At 69.4% G+C, this 26,623-nt stretch carries 24 protein-coding genes; 14 read left to right on the top strand and 10 right to left on the bottom strand.

Annotated elements, in window-relative coordinates; all coding sequences use genetic code 11:
• Window positions 1–3: 3 nt before the first annotated feature.
• Entirely contained in the window at window positions 4–1,038 is a 1,035-nt protein-coding gene (locus AB8M46_RS05035) for a hypothetical protein (RefSeq protein WP_052120762.1), read from the bottom strand.
• Between the two features lie 250 nt (window positions 1,039–1,288).
• Between AB8M46_RS05035 and AB8M46_RS05030 the strand changes: the two genes are divergently transcribed.
• The 3 genes from AB8M46_RS05030 (at window position 1,289) to AB8M46_RS05020 (ending at window position 3,394) form a co-directional block, all read left to right on the top strand.
• The gene (locus AB8M46_RS05030; protein WP_037340996.1) at window positions 1,289–1,858 is read left to right on the top strand and encodes a papain-like cysteine protease family protein; all 570 of its coding nucleotides are present in this window, start codon (window positions 1,289–1,291) and stop codon (window positions 1,856–1,858) included.
• Window positions 1,855–2,622 (top strand): hypothetical protein, encoded by a 768-nt coding sequence (locus tag AB8M46_RS05025; RefSeq protein ID WP_394359667.1) that lies wholly within the window; start codon window positions 1,855–1,857, stop codon window positions 2,620–2,622. The genes AB8M46_RS05030 and AB8M46_RS05025 overlap by 4 nt, the downstream gene beginning before the upstream one ends.
• 139 nt (window positions 2,623–2,761) lie before the next feature.
• Complete coding sequence (locus AB8M46_RS05020) at window positions 2,762–3,394, top strand: dTMP kinase (RefSeq protein WP_394360843.1); 633 nt, start codon at window positions 2,762–2,764, stop codon at window positions 3,392–3,394.
• 29 nt (window positions 3,395–3,423) lie between these two features.
• Here the strand turns inward: AB8M46_RS05020 and AB8M46_RS05015 are convergent, their stop codons facing one another.
• From AB8M46_RS05015 to AB8M46_RS05000, 4 genes are all read right to left on the bottom strand, one after another.
• Entirely contained in the window at window positions 3,424–4,551 is a 1,128-nt protein-coding gene (locus AB8M46_RS05015; RefSeq protein WP_394359666.1) for an aromatic ring-hydroxylating dioxygenase subunit alpha, read from the bottom strand.
• Window positions 4,548–5,693 carry an N-methyl-L-tryptophan oxidase gene (gene solA / locus AB8M46_RS05010; protein ID WP_394359665.1) on the bottom strand — a complete coding sequence of 382 codons (1,146 nt, stop codon included), beginning with the start codon at window positions 5,691–5,693 and terminating at the stop codon, window positions 4,548–4,550. Before solA ends, AB8M46_RS05015 begins: the two co-directional genes overlap by 4 nt.
• Window positions 5,690–8,128, bottom strand: a complete 2,439-nt coding sequence (locus tag AB8M46_RS05005; protein ID WP_394359664.1) for an FAD-dependent oxidoreductase — start codon at window positions 8,126–8,128, stop codon at window positions 5,690–5,692. Before AB8M46_RS05005 ends, solA begins: the two co-directional genes overlap by 4 nt.
• Before the next feature lie 157 nt (window positions 8,129–8,285).
• Window positions 8,286–9,071: an IclR family transcriptional regulator gene (locus AB8M46_RS05000; protein ID WP_037341007.1), complete on the bottom strand. Its 786-nt coding sequence runs from the start codon at window positions 9,069–9,071 to the stop codon at window positions 8,286–8,288.
• Between the two features lie 152 nt (window positions 9,072–9,223).
• On the opposite strand from AB8M46_RS05000, the gene AB8M46_RS04995 reads away from it, so the two are divergent.
• The 8 genes from AB8M46_RS04995 to secA all read left to right on the top strand — a co-directional run bounded on the left by AB8M46_RS04995 (window position 9,224) and on the right by secA (window position 20,080).
• Window positions 9,224–9,541 carry a bifunctional 3-phenylpropionate/cinnamic acid dioxygenase ferredoxin subunit gene (locus tag AB8M46_RS04995; protein WP_394359663.1) on the top strand — a complete coding sequence of 106 codons (318 nt, stop codon included), beginning with the start codon at window positions 9,224–9,226 and terminating at the stop codon, window positions 9,539–9,541.
• Window positions 9,538–10,674, top strand: a complete 1,137-nt coding sequence (locus AB8M46_RS04990; RefSeq protein WP_394359662.1) for an NAD(P)/FAD-dependent oxidoreductase — start codon at window positions 9,538–9,540, stop codon at window positions 10,672–10,674. Before AB8M46_RS04995 ends, AB8M46_RS04990 begins: the two co-directional genes overlap by 4 nt.
• Window positions 10,675–10,785: 111 nt before the next feature.
• Entirely contained in the window at window positions 10,786–11,463 is a 678-nt protein-coding gene (gene mtrA / locus AB8M46_RS04985; protein WP_005150760.1) for an MtrAB system response regulator MtrA, read from the top strand.
• Window positions 11,464–11,470: 7 nt separating this feature from the next.
• A complete protein-coding gene (gene mtrB / locus AB8M46_RS04980) occupies window positions 11,471–13,186 on the top strand; it encodes an MtrAB system histidine kinase MtrB (RefSeq protein ID WP_037341016.1) in 1,716 nt (571 codons plus the stop codon).
• On the top strand, window positions 13,183–14,913 hold the full coding sequence (locus AB8M46_RS04975; protein WP_394359661.1) for an LpqB family beta-propeller domain-containing protein: 1,731 nt from the start codon (window positions 13,183–13,185) through the stop codon (window positions 14,911–14,913). Before mtrB ends, AB8M46_RS04975 begins: the two co-directional genes overlap by 4 nt.
• A gap of 219 nt (window positions 14,914–15,132) precedes the next feature.
• The gene (locus AB8M46_RS04970; RefSeq protein ID WP_394359660.1) at window positions 15,133–15,771 is read left to right on the top strand and encodes a ComF family protein; all 639 of its coding nucleotides are present in this window, start codon (window positions 15,133–15,135) and stop codon (window positions 15,769–15,771) included.
• A 552-nt stretch (window positions 15,772–16,323) separates the two neighbouring features.
• A complete protein-coding gene (hpf, locus tag AB8M46_RS04965; protein WP_037341024.1) occupies window positions 16,324–17,013 on the top strand; it encodes a ribosome hibernation-promoting factor, HPF/YfiA family in 690 nt (229 codons plus the stop codon).
• A 235-nt stretch (window positions 17,014–17,248) separates the two neighbouring features.
• Entirely contained in the window at window positions 17,249–20,080 is a 2,832-nt protein-coding gene (secA, locus tag AB8M46_RS04960) for a preprotein translocase subunit SecA (RefSeq protein WP_037341027.1), read from the top strand.
• Between the two features lie 65 nt (window positions 20,081–20,145).
• Here secA and AB8M46_RS04955 read toward each other — a convergent pair whose 3' ends face one another.
• Window positions 20,146–20,649 (bottom strand): Rv3235 family protein, encoded by a 504-nt coding sequence (locus tag AB8M46_RS04955; protein WP_037341031.1) that lies wholly within the window; start codon window positions 20,647–20,649, stop codon window positions 20,146–20,148.
• 112 nt (window positions 20,650–20,761) lie between these two features.
• Between AB8M46_RS04955 and AB8M46_RS04950 the strand changes: the two genes are divergently transcribed.
• On the top strand, window positions 20,762–21,166 hold the full coding sequence (locus tag AB8M46_RS04950; protein WP_394359659.1) for an HAD family hydrolase: 405 nt from the start codon (window positions 20,762–20,764) through the stop codon (window positions 21,164–21,166).
• Here AB8M46_RS04950 and AB8M46_RS04945 read toward each other — a convergent pair.
• Window positions 21,141–21,920, bottom strand: a complete 780-nt coding sequence (locus tag AB8M46_RS04945; protein ID WP_394359658.1) for a TrmH family RNA methyltransferase — start codon at window positions 21,918–21,920, stop codon at window positions 21,141–21,143. The genes AB8M46_RS04950 and AB8M46_RS04945 overlap by 26 nt on opposite strands.
• Before the next feature lie 34 nt (window positions 21,921–21,954).
• Here AB8M46_RS04945 and AB8M46_RS04940 point away from each other — a divergent pair, with 34 nt between their 5' ends.
• Together AB8M46_RS04940 and AB8M46_RS04935 are read left to right on the top strand one after the other, a co-directional pair.
• Window positions 21,955–23,361: a wax ester/triacylglycerol synthase family O-acyltransferase gene (locus tag AB8M46_RS04940; RefSeq protein ID WP_350597804.1), complete on the top strand. Its 1,407-nt coding sequence runs from the start codon at window positions 21,955–21,957 to the stop codon at window positions 23,359–23,361.
• On the top strand, window positions 23,358–23,849 hold the full coding sequence (locus AB8M46_RS04935) for a DUF6912 family protein (RefSeq protein WP_125733624.1): 492 nt from the start codon (window positions 23,358–23,360) through the stop codon (window positions 23,847–23,849). Before AB8M46_RS04940 ends, AB8M46_RS04935 begins: the two co-directional genes overlap by 4 nt.
• A 67-nt stretch (window positions 23,850–23,916) precedes the next feature.
• On the opposite strand, the gene AB8M46_RS04930 is transcribed toward AB8M46_RS04935, so the two are convergent.
• From AB8M46_RS04930 to rsgA, 3 genes are all read right to left on the bottom strand, one after another.
• Window positions 23,917–24,711, bottom strand: a complete 795-nt coding sequence (locus AB8M46_RS04930) for a hypothetical protein (RefSeq protein WP_037341042.1) — start codon at window positions 24,709–24,711, stop codon at window positions 23,917–23,919.
• 72 nt (window positions 24,712–24,783) lie between these two features.
• On the bottom strand, window positions 24,784–25,464 hold the full coding sequence (locus AB8M46_RS04925) for a hypothetical protein (RefSeq protein ID WP_394359657.1): 681 nt from the start codon (window positions 25,462–25,464) through the stop codon (window positions 24,784–24,786).
• Window positions 25,465–25,593: 129 nt separating this feature from the next.
• Window positions 25,594–26,604, bottom strand: coding sequence for a ribosome small subunit-dependent GTPase A (gene rsgA, locus AB8M46_RS04920; protein WP_037341048.1), 1,011 nt, complete (start codon window positions 26,602–26,604; stop codon window positions 25,594–25,596).
• Between the last annotated feature and the right edge of the window lie 19 nt (window positions 26,605–26,623).

The following is a 26,623-nucleotide window of genomic DNA, read 5'->3' as shown; positions in this document are numbered from 1 at the left end:
ACGCTACTGCCACTCCACCTCGATGCCGGCCAGCCCCGGGCCGGCATCGCTGAAGAAACCACTGGTCACGCCGCCCATGTCGAGCGGCAGCTCCTCGGACTCGACGGGCACGGCGTCGTCGCGCGTCCGGAACTGCCTGGTGCAGCGGGCGGGCAGCGCGCCGAGCGCGAACTTCAGCTGCACCAGGTAGCTGGCGCACTGGTCCCGCAGCATCCGGAAGTAGCCGGGCGAAGCGGTGCCGGAGTCGTCACGGACCTCGAAGCAGAACACGTGGATCTCGCCCTCGGCGAGTTTCCGGTCGAAGAGCAGCTCGGTGGCCATCGTCTCGGCTTCGGCGTTGCGCCGGATCCGGCCGACCCGGCAGCCCTCGGCGGTGATCAGCTCGACGTCGCCGATGTTGCAGCCGGGGTCGCCGTTGTAGACGGTGACGTACCGGTCCGGGCCGTGCCGCCGGGCCCGGCACACCAGCCGCGTCTGGAGGCCGACCTGCCGGTGCGCGGCGTCGAAGGTGATCGTGTCGTGCACCGCGAGCATCTCGAGGTCGGCGTTGTACCGGTTGGAAGACGGGTACGCGCCCAGCTCGGCCAGCAGCTGGTCGACGATCGAGCCCATGTCGCCGGACCGGATGTCGTGGAACGACGCGGCCATCTGGTGCCCGCGCGCCCGGGCCGTCCGCGGTCCGATCAGCACCACGAGCGCGTCCGCCGGCAGCTGCAGCACCGATTCCAGCGCACGCACGGCCGGGAGCGCCTTGGGTACCTCCGGCTGGCGCAATCCGCGCTGCCAGTAGCTCAACGTCGACTGTCCGATTTGGACACCGCGGAGCCCCAGGTGGGCACGGAGCCGGGCCAGCGACAGGCCGCGATAGGCGATCGCCTGACGGAGCGCGTGGTGGAATTCGCCGCTGCGGAGTGCCTCGACGAGTTCCTTGGGCAAGGCTTCGAGCGGTTGACGGCGCGTGCCGTCGATGATCGTCGGGGTGTCCACGTCCGAGGCAAGCCTTCCCGCCGAGGACGTATCAGCACCGTCTCGTGTCACCGCTCGTCCCTTCACCAGACCAGTGTGTGCGCTGAGCGTGAACACCGCGGAACGTTCACGTTAGCAGCGCACTGTGAACACTACGTCCCCCGTTCGGGGTTGTTGACCCCGGAAGAGTGACCGTTCCGGGGTGTGGAAACGCCCCGGAACGGTCCGTTCCGCCGAGTGCCCATCTTGCTCAGTGTGAGCCTGCTGTTCACCGTTGTGACCACATTGGTTCGCCATGGTGACCAGGAGGCCCGTCGTGCCTGTGTTCTCGAGGAGGGTTTGCGCCGCCGGCGCCGCGAGTCTCGTGGCGTGGCTGGCGATCCAGACCCCGGCGAGCGCGCTGCCGTCGCCGCCTGCCCGCCAGCACCCCATCGCCATGCAGGCGCAGGAGAAGTCCCAGTGGTGCTGGGTGGCTTCCGGCAACACCATCGCGGCGCACCACGGCGTGGCCCTCACCCAGAACGAATTCTGCCGGATCGCCCACGACGAGCGACGCCGGGAGTGCGCCGACAAGCCCGGAACGCTGGGCGACGTCCGGCGCGCGTTCGGCAAGCTCGGCTTCTCGGCCCCCGGGAACTACGTCAAGGGCCGCATCCCCTTCGCCGCCGTCCAGGCGCAGACCGGCGACGGCAAACCCGTCCAGACGCGGGTCGGCTGGGCCTCGGGCGGCGGCCACATGCACGTCCTCTACGGCGCGGACGCCGGCCGGAAGTGGGTCTCGTGGGGGGATCCACTGCCCACCGGCAACCGGTACAACTGGTCGACCTACGACTTCTACTCGGCCAACAAGTCCTTCACCTGGACCCATACGCTCACCGGGATCCGGCGATGAGCGCGCGGCGGTTCCTCGGGCTGGCCGGGCTGGTCGCGGTCGCGCTGCTGGTCTCGGCGCCCGGAGCGCGCGCGGATCACCTGTCGGGTGAAGATCTCGCGGCCGCGAAGGCGGCTGCCGACGACCCCACGCTCCGTGCGGAGCTCGGCCGCTTCTTCACGCAGATGGGTGGTTCGAGCCACGCACCGTCGGTCAGCGTCATCGACGAATCCTTCCCGGTTTACGAGCTTTCGAGGGATTTCGTCGCCGGTGACGGCGCGATCGCCGGACGGCTCGCCTACGTGGCGGTGCCGGTGACGGCCTCCGACGGGCAGACCGCGACCGTGTGGTCGGTCCGCGGCGACGACGGCGCCTGGCGCGTCGGCAACATCGCGTCGGGCGACCGGGAAAGCGAGCTGGCGCGGCGATTGCCCGCCGGTGCGACGCTGCTCCACGAACCCCAGGTCGACGCCTGGTACGCGCTGCGCGACGGCCAGGTGACGCTGCTCGACTCCGGCGCCAGCGGCTCGGCGACGGGCACGTCGGCCACCCTCGCGGAGTATCAGAAGACCGTCTCCGGCCGCTACGGCGACATGCTCGCGAGCTCGCCGTACGCCCAGGAGGGCAAGGCCGGCGGTTACAACGCCCAAGTGATGCCCCGCGGCGACGGCGGCCCCGCGCCCGACGCGCAGGACACCGGCTTCGTCCCGCTGCTGATCTTCGGCGGCTTGCTCCTCATCGGTGTCGCAGGCTTCTTCCTGCACTCGAAGAGGCGCGTCCCCTAGCGGACCGGTGGGCCGGACGTGAGCTGACCCGTCTGGCCCGCCGGTCGACCACGGCACTTTATCCATCCATGCCCCCGCCACCGCCCTCAATGGAACCGCTTCGCGGTGCTGGTCATATTCTTGGCCCGTGGGACGACTCGTGGTGATCGAAGGTCTGGACGGCGCGGGCAAGCGCACCCTCGCCGACGCGCTGACCGGCGCGCTGAACGCGGCCGGGGCGAGCGTCACGTCCATCGCGTTCCCGCGCTACGGCGAAAGCGTGCACGCCGACCTCGTGAAGGAAGCGCTGCACCGCGGTCACGGCGACCTCGCCGACTCCGTCTACGGCATGGCGATGCTCTACGCGCTCGACCGACGGGGCGCGGCCGACGAGATCCGCGCGCGGCTCGGCGATCACGACGTCGTGCTGCTCGACCGGTACGTCGCGTCGAACGCCGCGTACGGCGCCGCCCGCCTCCATCAGGGCGCGGACGGCGAGTTCGTGCGCTGGCTCAAGGAACTGGAGATCGACCGGTTCGGTCTGCCGGTGCCCGTCGCGCATCTGCTGCTCCGGGTCACCGCCGACGTCGCCGCCGACCGCGCGCAGCGCCGCGCGGAGACCGACGCCGACCGCGCGCGGGATTCCTTCGAGACCGACGACGCGCTCCAGAAGCGGTGCTCGGTGGTCTACGACGAACTCGCCGCGACGGACTGGCTCGCGCCCTGGCACGTTCTCGACGGCGTCGCCGGTGTCGACACCCCGGCCCTCGCGACGTCCCTCCTCCGCGCTTAGTCCTCTGAATGCGGTCCTTGCGCGTGCAACTACCGCATTTCGTCCTCTAAATGCGTGGCTTCTAAACGCGTGAGCAGCCAGGTGTGGAACTCGCCGATGTGGTGTTCCGAGGGCATCAGCACGCCACCACCGCGGTAGGCGCGGGACGCCATCGCGGGCTGGCAGCGTTCGCAGGCGTCGAAATCCTGCTCGTTGACGCGGTGGAACAGCTCCACCGACCGTGACACGTCCCGCCCCGACGCCACGACCTCCTCCGAATAGAGCCAGTCGCATTCGACGACCGTGCGGTCCGGCGCGAGCGGGTACATCCGGTGGAAGATCACGTGGTCCGGCACCAGGTTAACGAACACCTGCGGCCGGATGGTGATCGCGTAGTACCGCCTGTCCTGGTCGTTCGCGACACCGTCGAGCCGGTCGAAACCCGAGCGGCCGTCGATGGTGAACCCCTCCACGTCCTCGCCGAATTCGGCGCCGTGGCCGACGTAGTACTGCGCCGCGTACCCGTCGGCGAATTCCGGCAGCACCTCGGTCAGCTCCGGATGGATGGTCGCGCAGTGGTAGCACTCCATGAAGTTCTCGACGATGAGCTTCCAGTTCGCCTTGACGTCGTAGGTGATCCGGCGCCCGACCGAGAGCTTGTCGAGGCGGTACCGCTCGATCGACTCCAGATCGCCCAGCCGTTCGCGCACCGCGCCTTCGACGTCGGCCTCGAACGACGGCGGGTCCGCGGCGAGGCAGACCCACGCGTACCCCAGCCATTCCCGCAGGTGCACGGTGTGCAACCCGTACTCGGTCCGGTCGATGTCGGGGAGGTTCGCCAGATTCGGCGCCGCGATCAGCTTGCCGTCGAGCCCGTACGTCCACGCGTGGTACGGACACTGGAACGCGCGTTTCACCGTGCCGGCTTCCTCCGTGCACAGCCGCGCGCCACGATGGCGGCAGACGTTGAGGAACGCCCGCAGCCCGCCGTCCCGGCCTCGGCTGACGAGCACGCTCTCCCGTCCTACCTGGACGGTCCGGAAGTCACCGGCCGACGGCAGATCCGCCGACCGGACCGCGCAGAACCACCGGCGTTCGAAGATCTTCTCCTGCTCGGCCGCGAAGATCGCGGCGTCGGTGTAGTAGCCGCCGCCCAGCGTCGGGATGAGACTGGTCATCTCGCGACTCCGGCGAACCGGGCGGGGTCGAACAGGCCGATCGGCTGGGCGGTGGTGCCGTCCACGACCAGGTCGGCGAGTATCTCACCGACCACCGGGACGAATTTGAAGCCGTGCCCGGAGAAGCCGCAGGCGACCACCACCCGCTCGTGCTCGGGATGGCGGGAGATGACGAAATGCTCGTCGGGCGTGTTCGTGTACATGCAGGTCGCCCCGCGCAGGAACGTGCCGGGCAGTGCCGGCATCTTCCGTCCGACGAACTCCGAGATCTCGGCGACCTCTTCGGCGTGCACCGTCCGGTCGATGGTCTCGGGCGTACAGGGCTCGCCGCCGCGGAAGAACGCGACCTTCACGCTTCCGGCGTCGTCGTGGGAGGGGAAACCGTAGAACTGGCGGCCGCCTTCGCCTTCCCAGACGTAGATCGGATGCCGTTCGGCGCGGAACGGCGCGACCCCGCCCGACGGTGCGAACCAGTACTGGACCTGGCGTTCGATGGTGAACTCGATGCCGAGTTCGGTGAGCAGGCCCGGTGCCCAGGCGCCGGGGCAGATCACCAGCTGCTCGGCGGTGTAGAAGTTCTGCGACGTGCCCACCCGGACCCCGGTGGACGTCTCCCGCCAGGAAAGGACCTCCTCCTCGTGGTGCAGGTCCGCCCCGGCCCGCGCGGCGAGCTGGAGATGCGCCGCCACACTGCCTTCCGGCACCACGAAGCCGGCGTTCTCCTCGTACAGCGCGATTTCGTGGTCCGCCGGGTTCATCGTCGGGAACCGGCGCCGGATCTCGGCCGCGTCGAGGAGTTCGTGCGGCAGATCCCAGGTCCGGGCGCTGGCCAGGCTGCCCGACACCGTCCGCGAATCGGGGCCGCCGAGCATGATCCCGCCGCAACGGGTGAAGATCTTCCGGCCGGAATCGCGTTCGACGCCCTCCCACAGTTCGTGCGCCCGCAGCAGGAGCGGGACGTACGCGGGATCCTCGAAGTACGCCTGCCGGGTGATCCGCGAGCCGCCGTGGCTGGACCCGAGGTTGTGCACGGGCGCGAACCGGTCGATGCCCAGCACGCGCTGTCCCCGCCGGGCGAGCCGGTACGCCGCGGCGCTGCCCATCCCGCCGAGGCCGATGACGATGACGTCGTAGTGACTCATGCGGCACTCCTGATCCGGGCCATGGCGGGATCGAACAAGGGCTCGTTCGCGACGACGGCGGAGATGCGCTCGCCGAAGTACTCGATCTCCAGCGGCCTTCCCGGCTGGGCGAACTCGACCGGAAGCCAGGCGTACGCGATGTTCTTGCCGACGGTGTAGCCGTACGCGGCGCTCGTGACATATCCCGCGGGACGGCCGTCGGCGAACACCGGTTCCTTGCCGAGCACGACGGAGTACGGATCGTCGACGGTGAGGCAGGTCAGCTTCCTGGTCACCGTTTCCTCGGAACGGCCTGCCAGCGCGTCACGGCCGATGAAGTAGCCCTTGTCCATCCGCACGGCGAAACCGAGACCGGCCTCGTACGGATCGTGCTCGGTGGTGACGTCCGTGCCCCACAGCCGATATCCCTTCTCCAGCCGCATACTGGAGAAGGCGTCCCGCCCGGCGGCGATGATCCCGTGCGCCTGCCCCGCCTCCCAGATCGTGTCCCAGAGTTCGCGGCCGAGGTCGGCGCTCGTGTACAGCTCCCAGCCGAGTTCGCCCACATAGGACAGTCGCATCGCGGTCACCGGCACGTGGCCGACGTACGCCTGTTTCGTCTTGAAGTAGCCCATGGCCTGATGCGAGAAGTCCGTTGTGGACAGTGGTTGCAGTACGGCTCTCGCGAGCGGGCCCCAGAGCCCGATACAGCAGGTGCCAGGGGTGGTCTCGTGGATCTGCGCGGCGCCGTCGCCGGGGAGATGCCGCCGGAGCCAGTCGATGTCGACGGCGCTGTTGACACCGACCTGGAACCGTTCGGCGCCGAGCCGGGCGACGGTCAGATCGCTGCGCACGCCGCCGTCTTCGTCGAGCAGCAGGGTGTAGGTGACCGAGCCGGGTTTCTTGCCGAGCTGGTTCGTGGTCATCGTCTGCAGGAACGGCAGCGCGCCGGGGCCGGTGACCTCCACCCGTTTCAACGACGTCATGTCGAACATCGCGACCCGCTGCCGCGCGACCAGCGCCTCGGCGCCGCCGATCGGCGACCAGTACCGCGCGGCCCAGTCGTTGCGCGCGGGGACGCGGTCGATCTCGAGGAGGTTCGCGTTCGCCTCGTACCAGTGCGGACGTTCCCAGCCGCCCGCTTCGAGGAAGAACGCGCCGAGTTCGGCTTGCCGTTCGTAGAAGGGACTCGTCCGCAGCGGCCGTGGTTCTTCCATGGGCTGCAAGGGATGGACGATGTCGTAGACCTCGACGAAGCTCTGGCAGCTCCGTTTCATGACGTGGTCCGGCGCCAGTTGCACCCGCTCGAACCGCGCGAGATCGCAACCGTGCAGATCCGTTTCGGACCTGCCGTCGACCAGCCATTGCGCCATGGCGCGCGCGACCCCGGCCGAATGCGTGATCCAGACCGCTTCGGCGACCCAGAACCCGTCGAGGCCGGGGTGTTCGCCCAGCAGCGGCATGCCGTCCGGGGTGAAGGAGAACAGGCCGTTGATGCCCTCCTCGACCTTGGTCTCGCCGAGTGAAGGCAGCAGGTCGACGGCGGCGGCCCACGACGCTTCGAAGTCCGCGGGGGTGAACGTGAGCTCGGAGGGCATTCCCTCGCCGGAGCCGATCTCCTTGGCGGGCAACGGCATCGGCCGGTGACCGTACGCGCCGATGCCGATCCGGTCGACGTGCTCGCGGAAGTACAGGTCGGCGTCCTGATGTCGCAGGATCGGCCTCGTGGCCTCCTCGGTCGCGCCGGCGAGTGACGGCAGGGGACTGGTGCGCGCGTACTGATGCGCCATCGGCACCAGCGGGATCGTGAGGTCCACCAGTTCGCCGAGCACCGGCCCCCACATCCCGGCGCACGAGAGCACGATGTCCGCGCGGAAGCTCCCGGTCTCGGTGGTCACGCCGGTGACCCGGCCGGCCGACCGTTCGACGCCGACGACCTTCTGCCGCGCGAGGAATTTCGCGCCGCGCCCGATCGCACGGCGGGCCTGTGCCTCGGCCGCCCGGAGGGGATGGGCCAAACCGTCGGAGGGGATGTGGAATCCGCCGAGCACCTTGGCCGGATCGAGCAACGGATGCAGCGTCGCGCATTCGCCGGGATCGATCAGCCTGCTTTCGACGCCCGATGCGGTGGCCCAGCCGTGCCGCCGCGCCAGGTCGGCGAGCCGTTCCGGCGTCGTGGCCACCTCCAGCCCGCCGACCGGGCGGAAACAAGGGTTCCCATCGAGGTCGAGCGTGCCGTATTTGTCGACGGTGTAGCGGGCGAACTCGGTCATCGTGCGGCAGGCGTTGGTCTGGAAGACCAGACCGGGCGCGTGCGAGGTCGACCCGCCGGTGGCGAACAGGTCGCCCTGCTCCAGCACGGTGACGTCGGTCCAGCCGCGTTCGGTGAGTTCGTCGGCGAGCGCGCAGCCGACGATGCCGGCGCCGATCACGACGACGCGGGGTACGGGGGGCATGGTGAGGGGTACCTCCTGCCTGCCCGGAAAGTCCACAAAGGACGATCGGGCATCGGGGTGACAGGCGCTGTTGCGGATGAGGCACGTTGTTCCGTCTTCAGCAACAAAGTGCGGCACCGGCGGGCGCGCTGTCAAGAGCCCGAAGAGGTCGGCCTCTTCAGTCGGCGAAGTACCCCAGCTGCGCCGAAAGATCAGCCGACGCCTCGGTCAGCGGCCGCACGATCTGCCGCACTCGCTGTTTCGAAAGCCGGTACGACGGGCCCGAAGCGCTCATCGCCGCGACGACGTCGCCGCCGGGCCCGTGCACCGGCACCGCGACGGCGTGCATCCCCAGCTCCAGCTCCTCGAAACAGGCCGCGTACCCGTCCTCGGCGACCCGCTCCAGCTCCGCGGTCAACTCGTCCGGATCGACCGTGGTCCGCGGTGTGAACTGTTCGAGTTTCCGCCGGAGCAAGCGTTTGCGCTCGACGTCGCCCATGTACGCGAGCAGCACCTTCCCGCTGGACGTCGCGTGCAGCGGCGTGCGCTGCCCGGTCCAGTTCTGCGTGGTGATCGCGGCCGAGCCGCGGGCCTGGCTGACGTTGATCGCGACGCCGTCGTCGGCGATCGCGATGTTGACCGTCTCGCCGAGCGTCTCCGCCAGGCCCTGGCAGGTCTGCCTGCCCAGTTTCGCCAGGTCCATCCGCCCGGTGGCGGCGCCGGCGAGCCGGACGACGCCGAAGCCGATCGCGTATTTGCCCCGTTCGCCGAGCTGCTCGACGAGGCCGCGGTTCTCCAGGACGCTCAGCAGGCGGGAGGCCGTCGACTTGTGCACGCCGAGCTCGCCCGCGATCTCGGTGATCCCCGTTTCCCCGTTGCGTGCCAGCAGTTCCAGCACGCTGATCGCGCGGTCGACGGACTGCACCTGGCTGGATGTTGCGTTCCCCGCGTCCTGGTTCCGCATGACGCAACAGTAGCCGTTTGGCCCGGATCCGCTCGGCTGAGTGGGCGAATCCCTTGACGCACCGGCCCCTCGGGGGTGATTGTTGCGCAGAGCACGTCCCGTCTCGTAATACGCAACATCAACAACCGTCGGTCCTTTCCCCGGAGGCCCCGATGATCCGTGCCTGCTCCGTCTCCGAACTGCCCGAAGGCGAAGCCGTCCGCGTGGCGGGCCCTGTGCCCGTCTCGGTCTTCCATTCCGAGGGCGCGTATTACGCGCTCGACGACACCTGCAGCCATCAGGACGCGTCGCTCGCCGACGGCTGGATCGAAGGCTGCTACGTCGAATGCCCGCTGCACGCCGCGCGGTTCGATCTGCGGACCGGCGCGCCGGACTGCCTGCCGGCCAAGAACGCCGTGCGCACGTACCCGGTCGTGGTCGCCGACGGGGTGATCTACGTGGACACCGAGGTGCGGCAGGACGTCGCTTGAGAACCGTCGCCGTCGTCGGCACTTCCTTGGCGGGGCTGCGCGCGGCACAGGAATTGCGCGCCCAAGGTTTCGATGGGCGCCTGGTGATGATCGGTGCCGAACCGCCGTACGACCGGCCGCCGTTGTCGAAGGATTTCTTGCTGGGCAAGGTTTCCGCCGACGACATCGCGCTCGCCGGGCAGAACGACCTCGACGCGCTGGCCGCCGAATGGCACCTTGGCGTCCGCGCCGAAAAGCTCGGCCGCGAGGGCGTGACATTCGGCGACGGCACCACGATCGCCGCCGACGGTTACGTCATCGCGACCGGTGCGGTGGCCAGAACCCTGGACGCGGCAAGGAATCTGGCCGGTGTGCACACCTTGCGAACGCTCGAAGACGCGGTCGCCCTGAAACAGGCCCTCGCGGCCGGGCCTTCCGCGGTCGTCGTCATCGGCGCGGGATTCATCGGCGCGGAAGTCGCGTCCGCGTGCCGCCTGCTCGGCCACGAAGTGAGCGTGATCGAGGCGATGCCCGTGCCGCTCGCCCCCGTCCTCGGCGCGCGGATGGGCGCGGTGTGCGGGGAACTGCACGCCGAGAACGACGTCCGGCTGATCACGGGCGTCCCCGTCGCCGGGTTCACCGGGACCGGCCGGGTCACCGGTGTACGGCTCGCCGACGGCCGGGAGATCCGCGCCGATCTCGTCGTCGCCGGAGTGGGGGCGCGGCCGGCCACCGGATGGCTGACCGGCTCCGGGCTCGCCGTCGACGACGGGGTGCTGGTCGATTCCGGCTGTGTCACAGCGAATCCCCGAGTGATCGCGGTGGGTGACGTCGCGCGGTACCGCTGCCCGCTGCGTGGCGTACGCGTCCGTGCCGAGCATTGGACGGCGGCCGGGGAACAGCCGGGCGTCGCGGTCGCGAACCTGCTCGCCGGCTCGACCGTCACGCATTTCGCACGACACGGTTACTTTTGGTCCGATCAGTACGGACGGCGGCTCCAATTCGCCGGAGTGGCCACGGAAGACGTGCGGATCGCCGAAGGTGACGTGGCTTCGAAGCGCTTCGTCGCGACCTATCACCGCGGCGATGTGCTGACCGGTGTCTTCGCGATCGACTCCCCGAGGCCGTTCACCAGGCTCCGCCGCGGTCTCTAGGGCCCGAAGACCCTACTCGGATGGAGCAATTTGCCCGATTCGATGATCTTTCTGGTGGTCACATCGCCGGGTCGCGCGCCCGCGTGGGGAAACTAGTGCGAACATAGGTTTATGAAGGCACGTGTTCTGGTCGTCGACGACGACCCTGCTCTCGCGGAGATGCTCACCATCGTGCTGCGTGGGGAGGGGTTCGACACAGCCGTCGTGGCCGACGGCTCACGGGCGCTGCCCGCGCTTCGTGAGCTGAAACCGGACCTGGTCCTCCTCGACCTCATGCTGCCCGGCATGAACGGCATCGACGTCTGCAAGGCGATCCGGGCCGAATCCGGCGTGCCGATCGTGATGCTCACCGCCAAGAGCGACACCGTGGACATCGTCCTCGGGCTCGAGTCGGGGGCCGACGACTACGTGGTCAAGCCCTTCAAGCCGAAGGAACTCGTGGCCCGCGTCCGTGCCCGGATGCGCCGCACCGAGGCCGAGCCCGCCGAGTCGCTGACGATCGGCGACCTCGCGATCGACGTCCCCGGCCACGAGGTGACGCGGGAGGGCAAGGCCATCCCGCTGACCCCGCTCGAGTTCGACCTCCTGGTCGCGCTCGCCCGCAAACCGCGTCAGGTGTTCACCCGCGAGGTGCTCCTCGAGCAGGTGTGGGGCTACCGCCACGCCGCCGACACCCGGCTGGTGAACGTCCACGTCCAGCGGCTGCGGTCGAAGGTCGAGAAGGACCCGGAGCACCCCGAGGTGGTGTTGACCGTTCGCGGTGTCGGGTACAAGGCCGGCCCGCCGTGATCACCCCATGACCGGACGCTTGCGAAGGCTCGCCCAGACCACGATGCGCCAGTTCCGGCGCATCGTGGTTTTCGTGCGCCGCAAGATCGTGTCGTTCAACGAACTGTGGCGGTATTCGCTGCAGTTCCGGGTCACCGTGTCCACGCTGGCGCTGTCGTCGGCCGTGGTGTTCGTGCTGGGCATGGTGCTGCAGAACCAGATCACCGATCGGCTGGTCGAGACCAAGCAGAACGCGGCGATCGCCCAGACCAGGGCGGTCGTCGAGACCGCGGCCGCCGAGCTGGTCGGTGTCGGCACCGAAAGCCCGGAAGCGCTCACCGCGCGGATGAGCAACGCGCTGAAGAAGATCTCCAGCACGACGTCCTCACAGGACGGCGCGGGATCGACGGCGGGCACCTTCGAACCGGTGCTGGCCGCGGGCGGCCGCGACCAGTCCAGCAAACCGGTGGCCGCCGGTCCTTACGACCGCGTGCCGGTGCGGCTGCGCCAGTTCGTCGAGACCGAGCAGCTCAGCTATCTGACCCACACGGTCACCGAGGCCGACGGCGGCAAGACGACGTATCTGATCGTCGGCGCGCCGGTGAGCACGATGATCAACCCGCTCCAGCTCTACCTGCTGTACCCGCTGACCAGTGAGCAGAACACCGTCTCGACGGTGCAGAACACGCTGCTCGTCGGCGGGCTCGTCCTGCTGCTCCTGCTCGCCGGGATCACGAACCTGGTCACCAGACAGGTGGTCCGGCCGGTCCGGCAGGCCGCCGCGGCGGCCGAACAGTTCGCGGGCGGGGAACTCGACCAGCGGCTCGCCGTGCTCGGCGAGGACGATCTGGCCAAACTCGCCGTGTCCTACAACGAGATGGCCGCGAGCATCCAGCGGCAGATCCGCCAGCTGGAGGAGTTCGGCGGGCTGCAGCGCCGGTTCACCTCCGACGTCTCGCACGAACTGCGCACCCCGCTGACCACCGTCCGGATGGCGGCCGACGTGCTGCACGCGTCGCGCGAGCAGTTCCCGGCCGGGCTCGCCCGCTCCACCGAACTGCTGGTCGACGAACTCGACCGGTTCGAGGCACTGCTCGGCGATCTGCTGGAGATCAGCAGGCTGGACGCCGGTGTCGAGGAGCTCTCGGCCGAGCTGATCGACGTCCGCCCGATCGCGACCAGGGCCGTCGAGCAGGTCCGGGTGATCGCGGGCAACGCGGGAAGCTCGGTCGAACTGGTCCTCCCGGACGAGGAGGCGCCCGCCGAAGTCGACGCGCGCCGCGTCGAGCGGATCCTGCGCAACCTGCTGGCGAACGCGGTGGACCACAGCGAAGGGAACCCGGTGGTGCTGACGCTGGCGGTCAACGAGACCGCGGTCGCCATCACCGTGCGGGACCGCGGCGTCGGGCTCAGGCCCGGTGAAGCGGAACTGGTGTTCAACCGGTTCTGGCGCGCCGACCCGTCCCGTAACCGCCGGACCGGCGGCACCGGCCTCGGCCTCGCGATCAGCCAGGAGGACGCCCGGCTGCACGGCGGCGTGCTCGACGCCTGGGGCGAGCCCGGCCATGGTGCCTGCTTCCGGCTCGTGCTGCCGCGGCGCCAGGACACGCCGATGGGGGAGAGCCCGCTGCTCCTGCCCCCGCCCGATCACAAGGCGACCGACACGCACGGGTCGTCCGGACTGCTCGAAGTCCGGCCCGCGCCCGACGCGATCCTCGCCGAGCCCGAGGAGGTCGGCCGGTGAAACGGCTGCTGGCCCTGCTCGCGGTGTTCCTGCTGGTCGCAGGCTGCGCGAACATCCCGCTCGAATCCCAGCCCGTCGTCGTGTCCGGGGACAAACCCGGCCAGGCGCCGGCGGACGTCCCCGAACCGGCGGCCGGGATCGACCCGCTGACCGTCACCCGCCAGTTCATCCGCAACTCGGCGGCGCCGGGTACGGCGAGCGCCGCCGCGCGCGTCTACCTCGACGACGACGCCCGGCGTAACTGGAAGCCGTCGCCGGGGCTGACGATCATCGACGACACCTTCGGCACCGTTTACGACACGTCGTCTTCGTCGGGGAACCCGGACGAGCAGGTCGTGAACGTCCGCGGGTTCAAACTCGGGACCCTCAGCCCCGACAGCGCGTTCCTCCCGGTGAAGGCCGAGTACTCGCAGCAGTTCAAGCTGCGGAAGCAGCAGAACGGCCAGTGGCGGATCGTGGACCCGCCGCAGGAACTCGCCGTCACCGACGAGGACTTCGCGCTCAGCTACTTCCGGGTGCCGATCAGCTTCTACTCGCCGGACTCCGGCGCCTTCGTCCCCGACCTCCGGTACGTCGCGGCGAAACCGCAGGCCGGATTGCCCGGCCGGGTGATGGACCTGGTGCTGCAGGGCCCGTCGGAGGGGTTGAAGGGCGCGGTCAAGGATCTGCTCGGCGACCAGGTGACCATCGAAAGCAACGTGCGCAGCACGGACGACGGGACACTGGACATCAACCTGACCGGCGTCGGCGGGGCCAGCCTCGTGGACCGGAACCTGATCGCCGCGCAGATCGTCCTGTCGCTGCAGACGGTGACGCTGAGCCGGGTCCGGCTGCTGGCCGACGGCACCGCACTGGTGCCGGAACACGAATACTGGCGCTCCAGCGAGCTGCCCAACTACAACGTGGACATCGCGCCCAACTCCGAACTGCTGGGCCTGATGACCGTGAACGGGCGGGTCCGGTCGCTCGGCGACGGGCAGCCGGTCGGCGGGCCCGCGGGCAACGGCGGGTACAAGGTCGTCAGCGCCGCGCAGTCCGTCGACGGCAAACGCCTCGCCGTGGTCGAAGAACGCGACGGCAGGCAATGGCTGCGGGTCGGCGATCTGGGCCACGACCTCGCTTCGGTGGACCTGTTCGGCGGCAGCCTGAGCCGCCCCACCTGGCGTCCGGTCGCCCGTGGCGGCGGCGGGGTCTCAGGCGAGGTCTGGACGGTGGTCGACCACAACACCGTCGCCCGGGTCACGCTGGCCGCGGACGGCCGCTGGGTGAAGGCAGGCGTCGACGCGACCATGCTCACCGGGCTGGGGCAGATCACCGAACTGCGCCTTTCGCGGGACGGATCCCGGCTCGCCGCGGTGGTCAACGGGCAGCTGGTGGTCGCCTCGATCGTGCGGACGGCGGACTCGGTGGCCCTGCGGGCGCCGCGGAAACTGCAGGAACGCGACCTCAAGGACGTCGTCGACGTCGACTGGGCGACCCAGGACCACCTGATCGTCGCGACGTCGTCGAATTCGCTGCCGGTGGTCAAGGTGCCGCTGGACGGGCAGCGGATGGACCCCTTCAGCGGCTCGAACCTGACCCCGCCGGTGCACGGCGTCACCGCGGCGCCGAGCAGGCAGAACCTGGTCGCGGACGCGGGTGGGCTGTGGGTCGCCTCCGAGCTGGGCGAGGTCTGGCGGCCGCAGGCGCACACCGTCACCGATGCGGACCCGTTCTATCCGGGCTGAGGTTTCGGGCTCGGGCGCGCAGGTCATGCCCTGAAGGCCACCTTTGAGACGTCCAGCGCCCTGAAGGTGGCCTTCAGGACAGCGCCAAGGGGAGCAAGGGACCTTCTCCACGATTGACTTTTTCAACACTGGCCCCCTGACGCCGCGAAGTGTCCAAACCGGACCTCTCACACCCCGGCGGCGCCCGGAACTGTCGGAGCCCCGGCCGACACTCGCCCCATGCCCAAACTCCTGGACCTCCTCATCCCCGCCCGTTGCGCGTCCTGCGGAGCACCGGGCGCGCCCTGTTGCGCGACCTGTCAGACCGCCTTGGGTTCGCTCAGCGAGATCATCCGCGGCCCGACGACTGGTCTCGTCCCCGTCTACGCCCTGGCCCCCTACGCCGACGACGCCCGTCGCCTGATCCTCGCGTACAAGGAACGCGGCCGCCGCGACCTCGCCCCCTCCTTCGGCCGGGCCGTCGCCGAAGCCCTCGTCCACCTGCCCGAACCGGAGCCGGAACCGTGTCTCGTCCCGGTCCCTTCGCGACGGTCCGCCTCGCGTGTCCGGGGTGGACCGCACGTCCGGCGCATCGCCGAGGAATGCGTGAAAGCACTGGCGGACAAGGGAAAGCCGGCGACGGTGGCAGCTGTCCTCAAGCTCGGGGCCGGTGTCCGTGATGCGGTGGGGCTCACCAGGATCCAGCGATCGGCGAACCTCGACGGCCGTATTCGCCTGGTCCCGGGAGCCTGCCCGGAGAAGGTCGTTCTTCTTGACGACGTGATCACAACCGGAGCGACCGCCGCCGCTTGTACGCGCTTTTTGGACATAAGCGGAATTCACGTTTCCGCGGTGGTAGCGCTGGCCGCCGCCGGGTGATCGGAGCGTCACCTACAAGAGTGATGAATGATCGGGAACGGGAATGGGTACATGGGCGTTGACGGGATATGAGGGACCTTCTGGGGAACACTCCGACGGCCCGCCACTCCACCGGGGTGGCGGCGGATTCCCCCGGGCACGGCCCACTGGGCACCCTCCGCATTTTCCTGTCCGAAGGCTTGCGCCGTCCGCGTGAAAAGAAATCACGGGGACGACGCCCGACAAGCCGGATTGTCCCGCTGGCCACAGCGTCGTCGTCGCGTGCGGTGACGAGGTCTCACGTCCTGATATCCCCCGGCTCGGGGGCTGTTGCTCGCGGCGTGATGCAGCTAACGTGCAGCGCTATCAGCAATCCCGGCAGGCAGGGAGGTGACCAGCCCATGTCCCTGGCGCCGGAGCCGCGCTGAGTCCGCGCTCGGACATCCGACACGAGACGTCGTGGCCGTATGCCGAGTTCCCTCACCGCCCGCGATCCGGGCTTCGTCCCCGCATTACCGGCGCCCTAGTGAACACATCTACAGCTCGCAGTCATTTCAGCGAGGGAGGTCGTGTATGGACATCGTCGTTAAGGGCCGCAACGTGGAGGTGCCCGACCACTATCGGGCACTCGTCAGCGAAAAGCTGGCCCGGCTAGAGCGCTACGACAAGAAGGTCATCCGTTACGACGTGGAGCTCTTCCACGAGCCCAATCGCCGGCAGTCGAAGAACTGCCAGCGCGTCGAAATCACCGGTAAGGGCCGTGGCCCCGCCGTACGCGCCGAAGCGTGTGCCGGCGACTTCTACGCAGCGCTGGATTCCGCACTGAACAAGCTCGAGAACAGGTTGCGGAAGACACACGACCGCCGGCGCGTGCACTACGGCCGCAGCCGCCCGGAATCCGTCGCCGAGGCGACTTCGATGGCGGCCGCCGGTGGAATGACCACCGACACCCGACATCTGGCGGGTACCGCTGTGCTCGAAGCGCCCGAGGCCGAACCCATGGCCAACGGTTTCGCTGTCGAGAGCGGTGAGTTCGAGATGCCCCAGCAGCAGCGCTGGGATGACGGGGTGACCGAACACCAGCCCGGTCGCGTCGTCCGCGAGAAGAAACATGACGCGGAGCCCATGACGGTCGACCAGGCTCTCTACGAGATGGAACTGGTCGGTCACGACTTCTATCTGTTCAACGACTCCGACGCCGGGTGCCCGAGCGTCGTCTACCGGAGGCGAGGCTTCGACTACGGCGTCATCCGGCTCAGCTAGCCGGCCCCTACTGCCCTGACGGCGGCCCGCACGCGTCCCGTGCGGGCCGCCGTCATGTCCGGATCAGGCGGGACCCGCCCCCGTCTCGTCAGGTACCGACAGACGGTGCGTGCGCGAACACCGAGGTGTTCCCTACGATGGGGGCGGACGGTGGTGCGTTACCAGGCACCGCCGCGGACGAGATTGCCCGGGACCGGCTCGGGTGCGATCACAATCAGCTAGTGAGGTCGACCGGATGGTGCTGAACCGCCTGCTCCGCGCGGGCGAGGGCAAAATGGTGAAGCGGCTGCGCAACATCGCCGATCACATCAACACCCTCGAAGACGACGTCAAGGAACTTTCGGACACCGCGCTGCGGGCCAAGACCGAGGAGTTCCGTAAACGGCACGCGGACGGCGAGTCACTCGACGACCTCCTGCCGGAGGCGTTCGCGGTGGCGAGGGAAGCGGCTTGGCGCGTGCTCGGCCAGCGCCCCTACGACGTCCAGCTGATGGGCGGCGCCGCGCTGCACCTCGGCCAGGTCTCGGAGATGAAGACCGGTGAGGGCAAGACCCTGACCCAGGTCCTCCCCGCGTACCTGAACGCCATCTCCGGCAAGGGCGTGCACGTCATCACGGTGAACGACTACCTCGCCAAACGTGACGCCGAGTGGATGGGCCGCATCCACCGCTTCCTCGGCCTCGAGGTCGGGGTCATCCTGGCCGACCAGACGCCCGAGGTCCGCCGCCAGCAGTACGCCGCCGACATCACGCACGGCACGAACAACGAGTTCGGCTTCGACTACCTCCGCGACAACATGGCGTGGAGTCTCGAGGACTGCGTGCAGCGCGGCCACAACTTCGCGATCGTCGACGAGGTGGACTCCATCCTCATCGACGAGGCCCGGACGCCGCTGATCATCTCCGGCCCGGCCGACCAGTCCTCGCGCTGGTACGTCGAGTTCGCCCGGATGACGCCGCTGATGAAGCCGGACATCCACTACGAGGTGGACATCCGCAAGCGCACCGTCGGTGTCACCGAGAAGGGTGTCGCCTTCGTCGAGGACCAGCTGGGCATCGACAACCTCTACGAGGCCGCGAACACGCCGCTGGTCGGCTACCTGAACAACGCGCTGAAGGTCAAGGAGCTCTACAAGCGCGACAAGGACTACATCGTCCGCGACGGCGAGGTCCTCATCGTCGACGAGTTCACCGGCCGCATCCTGCACGGCCGCCGCTACAACGAGGGCATGCACCAGGCGATCGAGGCCAAGGAAGGCGTCGAGATCAAGGCCGAGAACCAGACGCTCGCCACGATCACGCTGCAGAACTACTTCCGGCTCTACGACAAGCTGTCGGGCATGACCGGTACCGCCGAGACCGAGGCGGCCGAGTTCCACCAGACCTACAAGCTCGGTGTGGTGCCGATCCCGACGAACAAGCCGATGGTCCGCGCCGACCAGGCCGACCTGATCTACAAGACCGAGCAGGCCAAGTTCGAGGCCGTCGCCGAAGACATCGCCGAGCGGCACGAGAAGGGCCAGCCGGTGCTGGTCGGCACCACGAGTGTCGAGAAGTCCGAGCACCTGTCGAAGCTGCTGCTCAAGCTGGGTGTCCCGCACGAGGTCCTCAACGCGAAGCACCACGACCGGGAGGCCCTGATCGTCGCCCGCGCCGGGCGCAAGGGCGCGGTCACCGTCGCCACCAACATGGCGGGCCGCGGTACCGACATCGTGCTCGGCGGCAACCCGGACATCATCGCCGACGAGGTGCTGCGCGCCCGCGGCCTCGACCCGGTGGAGCACTCCGAGGAGTACGAGGCCGCGTGGCCGAAGGTGCTCGAAGAGGTCCAGGCCGACACGAAGGCCGAGGCCGAGGAGGTCCGCGAGGCCGGCGGGCTGTACGTGCTCGGCACCGAGCGGCACGAGTCCCGCCGGATCGACAACCAGCTCCGCGGTCGTTCCGGCCGTCAGGGCGACCCGGGCGAGTCCCGGTTCTACCTTTCGCTCGGTGACGAGCTCATGCGCCGCTTCAACGCGACGATGGTCGAGCGGGTCATGACCACCATGCGGCTGCCGGACGACGTGCCGATCGAGCACAAGATGGTCTCCAAGGCGATCAAGAGCGCTCAGACGCAGGTCGAGCAGCAGAACATGGAGATCCGCAAGAACGTCCTCAAGTACGACGAGGTCATGAACGAGCAGCGCAAGGTGATCTACGCCGAGCGTCTGCGCGTCCTCGAAGGCGAGGATCTGCGCGAGCAGATCGAGCACATGCTGGTCGACGTCATCAACGCGTACGTCACCGAGGAGACCTCCTCGGGCTACGCGGAGGACTGGGACCACGAGAAGCTGTGGACGGCGCTGAAGCAGCTGTACCCGGTCAAGGTCACCTGGGAAGAGCTCACCGAGGACGACGACCTCGACGCCGACAGGCTGCGTGAGGCGCTGCTCGAAGACGCCCACCGCGCGTACGACGAGCGCGAGGCCGAGATCGACGGCAAGGTCGGCGAAGGCGCGATGCGGAGCCTGGAGCGTCAGGTGATGCTCACCGTGCTCGACCGCAAGTGGCGTGAGCACCTCTACGAGATGGACTATCTCAAGGAGGGCATCGGCATGCGTGCCCTGGCGCAGCGCGACCCGGTCATCGAGTACCAGCGCGAGGGCTACGACATGTTCCGCGCGATGCTGGAGTCGCTGAAGGAGGAGGCCGTCGGCTTCCTGTTCAACCTCCAGGTCGAGCAGGCCGAGCCCACCACCCCGGCGCCGGAGTCCGCGTCCGCGCTGCCCGCCGGGGTCGGCTCCGGGAACGGCCAGGCCGCGAACGGCGACGGCAGGCACGCCCGTCCGACGCCGCCGCAGGGTCCGGCGACCGACACCAAGTCCGTGCCGTCCGCCTTGCGCGGCAAGGGACTCGGCGGTGGTTCGCAGTCCGGGCTGACCATGTCGGGCCCGTCCGAGGACGGTGGCGTCGAGTCGCATTCGGACAGTGCCGGCAGTGCCGGTGGCGACCAGAGCGGAACCCGCCGGGAGCGTCGCGCCGCGCAGCGCGCCTCCCAGAAGAAGGGCAAGAAGGGCCCGCGCCGCTAACGGCCCCAAGCGCGTGAAGGCCCCCTTTCCTCGGCTCAGCCGAGGAAAGGGGGCCTTCACGCGCATCAGGCCGCGAGCGCGGAGACCCGTCGCGGTGGCTTCAGCAGATGGAAGCGGGTGCACACCCAGCCCGACGGCGTCCGCTCGAAGCGGGCGGCCAAGGCGAGGCAGCGTCCGTTCTGTTCGACGGTCGCGCAGGCTTCGACGACGCCGTCCGCCGGGTGACCCAGGTGGACCGACTTCGGCCGGTAGCCGCCCGCCGGACGACGAAGGCCGCTTTCGAGCAACGCGTGGTGGAGCGCCGGGTCGAGGATCGGCCGCACCTGGACCGGCGGACGGCGGCCGTCACAGGCTTCGAGGATGGTGGTCAGCAGCCTGCCGATCTGCCTGCCGTCCGGGGTGTCCGGTGACGGCCGCGGTTCCTCCACGACGCTTTCCCCGGCCAACGGCAGATCCAGCACGAGCTGGTTGTCCGGCGCCGCCGCCCGGTGCGTCAGGCCGTCGGGCCGGTCGGCGACCCGGTACGGCGGTTCGTACGGTTCGAGCCGTCTCAGTACGTACGACTTCATCGAGCAGTCCCCCTCCGCGGCCCCCTCGGCCACGCCCAGCAACTAAGGGGCACGCGGCGGGCGAAGCCGCGACAAGGACCGCCCGAGAGGATGAACCGGGCGGTGATCGCTTGTGTACGGTGGGCGCGTGCTGAAAGGGCTGGTCGTCGACTACGCCGGGGTGCTCACGGACGTGGGCGCGGACGAGCTGTACGCCTTCCTGCGCTCGGTCAGGGAGCGCGGTGTCAAAACGGCCTTGCTCTCGAACGCCCCCGGCGCGTCGGACGAGGCCAAGCGGTCACTCGGCCCGTTCTTCGACGCGCTCGTCTTCTCCGGCGAGGTGGGCGTGGCCAAACCCGACCGCGAGGTCTACCTGCTCACCGCGGGACTGCTCGACCTGCCCGCCGACCGGTGCGTGTTCGTCGACGACGCCGCGCACAACGTCCGCGCGGCGGTCGCGGCCGGGATGGCGGGAGTGCACCACACATCGGTCGAGGAGACGCTCTCCGAGCTCAGCGCGTTGTTCCCGAAGCCTTAGCCCGGCGCACCAGCTCGAACGACAGCACCGCGGCGGCGGCGGAGACGTTCAGCGACTCGACTTCGCCGGGCATCGGGATCGACACCCACTCCGTCACCAGTTCGCCGACCTCGGCGCCGACGCCGTTCGTCTCCCCGCCCAGCACGAACGCCGCGCGCTGCGGCAGTTCGACGTCGAACACCGAGCTGCGCGCCGAAGCGCCCAGCGCGTAGATCCCATAGCCGGCTTCGGTGAGCATCTCGGCCGCTTCGCGCGCGCTGCCGCACCGCAGCACCGGCGCGCGGAACGCGACCCCGGCCGAAGCCTTGACCACCATCGGGTCGAGGGCGGCGACGCCGCGCCGCGGCACCACGACCCCGTCCAGCCCGGCGGCGGTCGCCGTGCGCAGGATCATCCCGACGTTCGCCGGGGTGGTGATGCCGTCGAGCAGCAGCACCCGCGACGGCGGCCTGCCGTCGGACAGCGCCGCGTGCAGCGATCGCATACGCGGGGCGACGACGTCGGCCAGCACGCCCTGGTCCTGTTTGCCGTTGCCCGCCAGCACCTTGACGCGATGCGCGCTCGCCCGTTGCACCGGCACTCCGGCGGCTTTCGCGGCACGCTCGATCTCGGCGGCGTTCGGCCCGCGCACGGTGTCGGCGAGGATCACCTTGTCCACCTCGAGCGCCGCGTCGTCCAATGCCTCGAGCACCGGTTTGCGGCCGTACACGGTCAGGAACCGGTCTTTCGGCGAGATCACCGACTCATCACCCACACCGGCGAGTGTCCCACTGTGTAAGGATCGGCCCATGCCCGACCGCCTCTCCGCGCTGGACGCCTCGTTCCTGTACGTGGAAGACCACTCGACCCCGATGCACGTCGGCGGCGTGGCGATCTTCGAGCGACCGCGCGAGGGCTTCACCCACGAGCGGCTGCTCGACCTGATCGGGCAGCGCCTGGCGTTCCTGCCGCGCTACCGGCAGCGGGTGCTGGAGGTGCCCGGTCACCTCGCCCGGCCGGTGTGGGTCGACGACGTCGACTTCGACCTCAACTATCACGTCCGGCGGTCCGCGCTGCCCCAGCCGGGCTCCGACGGCCAGCTGTTCGACCTCGTGGCGCGGCTGATGTCGCGTCGGCTCGACCCGGGAAGGCCGCTCTGGGAGGCGTACTTCGTCGAGGGGCTCGCGGGCGACCGCGTCGCGCTGGTGACCAAGACGCATCAGTCGGTCGTGGACGGGATCGGCACCATCGAGATCGGGCAGCTGATCCTCGACGCGACCCCGCAGGAGCCGGAGCCGTTCGACGACACCTGGCATCCGCGCCGGGAACCGAGCCGCACACAGCTGATCCTCGACGCGGTCGCCGAGACCGTGCAGCGGCCGACGGAGCTGGTGGAGAACGTCCGCTCCATCGCCCACGACGCCACCGCGATGGCGGGCAAGGTCACCGAAACAGTCGGAGATGTCGCTTCGGCGCTCAAGACCATGGTGAATCCGGCGCCGTCGGGGCCGCTCAACGTCCGCACCTCCGGCGGCCGCATGTTCGCCGGGGTCCGCACGCGGCTGGAGGATCTCCGCAAGGTCCGCGCCGCGCACGGCGGCACGGTCAACGACGTCGTGGTCGCGGTGATCACCGGCGCGCTGCGGGAATGGCTGCTCTCACGCGGCTCGAACCTGACCGCGACGACCACCGTGCGCGCGCTGGTGCCGATGGCCGTCCGCGACGCCGAGACGGCCGAGTACTCGACGCCGGCGCTGGTCGGGAACCAGGTCGACGCCTATCTGGTCGATCTCCCGGTCGGGGAGCCGAACGCGGTGCTGCGGCTGCAGCACATCGGTCACGCGATGGCGGACCACCTCGACTCGGGCCGTTCGGTCGCCGCGCGGGGGCTGCTGACGGTCGGCGGGTTCGCCCCGCCGACGCTGCATTCGCTCGGCGCGCGGGTGGCCGGGTCGATGTCGGGACGTATTTTCAACGTGCTGATCACGAACTCGCCGGGCCCGCAGGTGCCGCTCTACGCGGGACAGGCGAAGATGGTGGAGATGTTCCCGGTCATGCCGCTGGTGCGCAATCAGGCGCTGGCGATCGGGGTCACCTCGTATCACGGCGGTGTCTACTTCGGACTGAACGGCGATCGCAAGGCCGTGTCCGATGTGGACGTGCTCGCCGGGATGATCGAGGAATCGTTGGAAGAGCTGAAGGGTGCGCACTGGTGAGGGTCTATCTACCCGGGACGATCGCGATGCTCCGTGAGCTCGAAACCGCCGGAGAGCTCCGCGCGCGCAGCGGCACGGGATTCGCGCTGACCCCGGCGCTGCGGGAGTCCTACGCCAGCGGATCCGACGAAGAACTCGAGTACGCCGCGCTGCTCGACGCCGCCAGGGCGTCCCTCCGGCTGATCGCGGCCGAGGAGAAGCCCGAGCCGCGGCGGGTGGTGATCTCGGCCGACATCGACGAGGTCACGCTGCGCCCGGATCTCGACGCCGCCGTCGTGCGGCTGGCCGGGCCGGTGAAGATCGCCGACGTCGCCGCGATCCACGTCGACGCGGCCGAAGCCGCCGAGTCCGTCCAGGCCGCCGCCGCGGTGATCGACCAGGCCGACCTCGGCGACCCGGACGCCGAGTTCACCCTCGGCGACGCCGAAGACCACGAACTCGCCTGGTACGCGCCCCAAGAGCTCCCTTTCCTGCTGGAACTCCTTTAGCCTCCCTCGCGTTTCGTCCTCTGAATGCGGTCCTTGCACGCGCAACGGGGGAGCGGAACGTGACGGATCAGCCCGCCGGGATCTCCCCGATCTCCTCCGGCGGAGGCGCTTGGATGTCGGCCTGCGTTCCCCACTCGCTGTAGCGCGTGACGATCTTGGCGGTCGCACTGTCCGGGGCTCCCGAAGCGGCGAGGACGGGGGCGAGGTCGAGCACGATCTGCAGCGGCAAGCGCGCGTCGTCGAGCCAGACCTCCATGGGGAGCTTCCCGACCTTGCCCCGCAGCTCGGCGACGGCCTCGGCCGACAAACCGGCGGGCAGGTCACCGCCCAGCGCGGCCAGGTCGACGTCCAGCCGATAGCGCTCGGCGGACATCCCGTCGAGTTCGCCGTGCTCGGATCCGGTGACCGTGCCCGCCTTCCGCACCTGGTCGAGCGCGCGGGCGGGATCGTTCTGCTTCGCCAGCTGATCGATGCTGCCGCCGGCGACCTGCGAGAACGGGTCGGCGCCATCGGGGGAGACCTTGACCCACGGTTTCCCGCCGGGCACCTCCTCGCGGGCGGTCTCGGGGACCTTGGCGAAGACGATCTTGTCGACCAGCCGGAGTTCGATCGGCTCGCCGAGGAAGTCCGTGGTCATGGCCAGTGCGGTACCCGTTCCCGCGACTTTGGCCTGCCCCTGGCTCTTCGACCGCATCGTGCCCGCCGTGACGTCGGTGGTGAACTTCGCGGCCTTGCCGGTCATGGCGGACGTGGCCCCATCGGCGAGCGCGCGGGCGTCGGCGAACGAGACGGCGTCACCGTCACAGGCGGCGAGCAGCACACCGAGTACGAGCACGACGGTGGACAGGGCCGTTCTCCGCATGAGGACCTGCTTTCGATCGCGGGCACCCAAGCGAAACACAGCCAAGGGCCACGCCTCGATCGGGGGAACGGCTCAGCGGCTGTCGCCGACCGCCTCAGGCGGCGGCGCGATGATCACCACGTCCGAAGCCCAGCTGTCGTATTTGACCGTCGCCTTGCCCATGCTGACCTGCACCGGGCGCTGCTCGGCGTCCAGCCACACCGCGGCGGGCGCGCCATCGAGGTCGAGGACGTACCGCGTGGCGGCCGTGCCGTTCACGTCGGCCTGCTCGGATTTGGTGACCTTGCCCGACTTCGAGATCCGCTCGAGCGTCCGGGTCGGATCCATCGTCTCGACGACGTTCGTCATCAGCGCGCCGTTGGCGGTGGAGAGCGAGTCCTTGCCGTCGGCGGTGATCTTGACCCATTCCTTGTCGGTCTTGAGTTCCTGGACCTGCGTGTCCGACAGGTGGTAGTAGAGGACGCCGTCGGCGAAGATCAGGTCCCGTTTCTCGCCCGCGACCTCGGCGACCATGGAGAACTTGCTGTTCGGCCCCTCGTAGAGCCCGGAACTGGTGACCACGACCTTGCGGCCGTCGTCCGCGGTGGTTTCGAGCGAGATCTTGGACGAACGGGCCTTCTGCGTGCCCTCGGCGGCGACCGAGGCCAGCTGCGCCGCGTCGTTCACCGGTTGCGCCGCCGGTTTCTCTTCGCCGGAACAGCCGGCCACGAGCAGGAGAGCGGTACAGACGGCGGCGAATCCGGTGGCACGCATGGGACTCCCTCGAGTGAATGGTCTGTACCACCACCGTAGTGCCTGGCGCGTGAATTTCCACCGTCCGAATGTCGGGGTACGCGCGAGCGGCAGCGTCAGCCGCCCATCAGCTCGCTGTAGTCGGCGACGTTACCGATCGTCGTCATGCCCGGCCCGGGAACCCAGAAGGCGGCGCAAAGACTCCAGTCGTTCGTGACTGGCATCACCATCTGTGACCACGTCGTCGAGCGCGCAGTCCGGGTCCGAAGGCGGTCCGAGATGGCCGCAGCCTGACGGACACTCTTCGGCGGCGGCGGCGAATTCCTCGAACGCGAGCACGATGTCGTCGGCGGTCACATGCGCCAGCCCGAACGAGCGGACGCCGGGGGTGTCGACCACCCAGCCGCCGCCAGGGAGCGGGAGCGCGACCGCCGCGACGGACGTGTGCCTGCCCTTGCCGACCGCGCTGACCACGCCGGTCGCCAGTCCGGCGTCGGGCACCAGGCGATTGACCAAAGTGGACTTGCCGACCCCGGAATGCCCGACCAGCGCGGTGACCCGGCCCTTGAGCCGCCCGGTCAGTTCCTCCGGATGCTCGTCGTGGCGGGTGACCACCGCCGGGATGTCGAGGCCCGCGTAGCCGGCGAGGAGTTCGTCCGGGCTCGCGAGGTCGGCCTTCGTCAGGCAGAGGACCGGTTCGAGACCGCCCGCGTAACAAGCGACGAGACACCGGTCGATGAATCCGGTGCGCGGCGGGGGATCGGCCAGCGCGGTCACGATCAGCAGCTGCTCGGCGTTGGCGACCACCACTCGTTCGAAGGGGTCGGTGTCGTCCGCGGTCCGCCGCAGCACACTGGAGCGCTCGTCCACCCGGATGATGCGGGCGAGGGTGTCCGGTTTCCCGCTCACGTCGCCGACGATGCCGACGGTGTCGCCGACGACGACCGGGACCCGGCCCAGCTCACGGGCCCGCATCGCGGTGACGACGCGGTCCGGATCGGAGTCGATCGCGCAGGTCCAGCGGCCGCGGTCCTTGCCGATGACCATCGCGGTGGAGGCGTCCGCGTGCTCGGGGCGGCGTTTGCTGCGCGGCCTGGTGCCCTTGCCGGGACGGATCCGCACGTCGGATTCGTCCAGCCTGCGCCAGTCCTTGCCCGCCAAACCGCCTCCTGCTCTTCGA

The organism is Amycolatopsis sp. SB7-3 (genome assembly GCF_041021335.1).
In the GTDB taxonomy this organism is placed as follows: Bacteria; Actinomycetota; Actinomycetes; order Mycobacteriales; family Pseudonocardiaceae; genus Amycolatopsis; species Amycolatopsis japonica.
The sequence above is the reverse complement of the archived record's forward strand: the minus strand, read 5'-3'. Positions and strand labels throughout refer to the sequence as shown.

Bases quoted from the DNA above. Each gene is read 5' to 3' on its own strand.
- AB8M46_RS05025 (WP_394359667.1), top strand. From the start codon at position 1,855: ATGAGCGCGCGGCGGTTCCTCGGGCTGGCCGGGCTGGTCGCGGTCGCG.
- AB8M46_RS05015 (WP_394359666.1), bottom strand. From the start codon at position 4,551: ATGACCAGTCTCATCCCGACGCTGGGCGGCGGCTACTACACCGACGCC.
- solA (WP_394359665.1), bottom strand. From the start codon at position 5,693: ATGAGTCACTACGACGTCATCGTCATCGGCCTCGGCGGGATGGGCAGC.
- AB8M46_RS05005 (WP_394359664.1), bottom strand. From the start codon at position 8,128: ATGCCCCCCGTACCCCGCGTCGTCGTGATCGGCGCCGGCATCGTCGGC.
- AB8M46_RS05000 (WP_037341007.1), bottom strand. From the start codon at position 9,071: ATGCGGAACCAGGACGCGGGGAACGCAACATCCAGCCAGGTGCAGTCC.
- AB8M46_RS04995 (WP_394359663.1), top strand. From the start codon at position 9,224: ATGATCCGTGCCTGCTCCGTCTCCGAACTGCCCGAAGGCGAAGCCGTC.
- mtrA (WP_005150760.1), top strand. From the start codon at position 10,786: ATGAAGGCACGTGTTCTGGTCGTCGACGACGACCCTGCTCTCGCGGAG.
- mtrB (WP_037341016.1), top strand. From the start codon at position 11,471: ATGACCGGACGCTTGCGAAGGCTCGCCCAGACCACGATGCGCCAGTTC.
- AB8M46_RS04970 (WP_394359660.1), top strand. From the start codon at position 15,133: ATGCCCAAACTCCTGGACCTCCTCATCCCCGCCCGTTGCGCGTCCTGC.
- hpf (WP_037341024.1), top strand. From the start codon at position 16,324: ATGGACATCGTCGTTAAGGGCCGCAACGTGGAGGTGCCCGACCACTAT.
- secA (WP_037341027.1), top strand. From the start codon at position 17,249: ATGGTGCTGAACCGCCTGCTCCGCGCGGGCGAGGGCAAAATGGTGAAG.
- AB8M46_RS04955 (WP_037341031.1), bottom strand. From the start codon at position 20,649: ATGAAGTCGTACGTACTGAGACGGCTCGAACCGTACGAACCGCCGTAC.
- AB8M46_RS04940 (WP_350597804.1), top strand. From the start codon at position 21,955: ATGCCCGACCGCCTCTCCGCGCTGGACGCCTCGTTCCTGTACGTGGAA.
- AB8M46_RS04930 (WP_037341042.1), bottom strand. From the start codon at position 24,711: ATGCGGAGAACGGCCCTGTCCACCGTCGTGCTCGTACTCGGTGTGCTG.
- AB8M46_RS04925 (WP_394359657.1), bottom strand. From the start codon at position 25,464: ATGCGTGCCACCGGATTCGCCGCCGTCTGTACCGCTCTCCTGCTCGTG.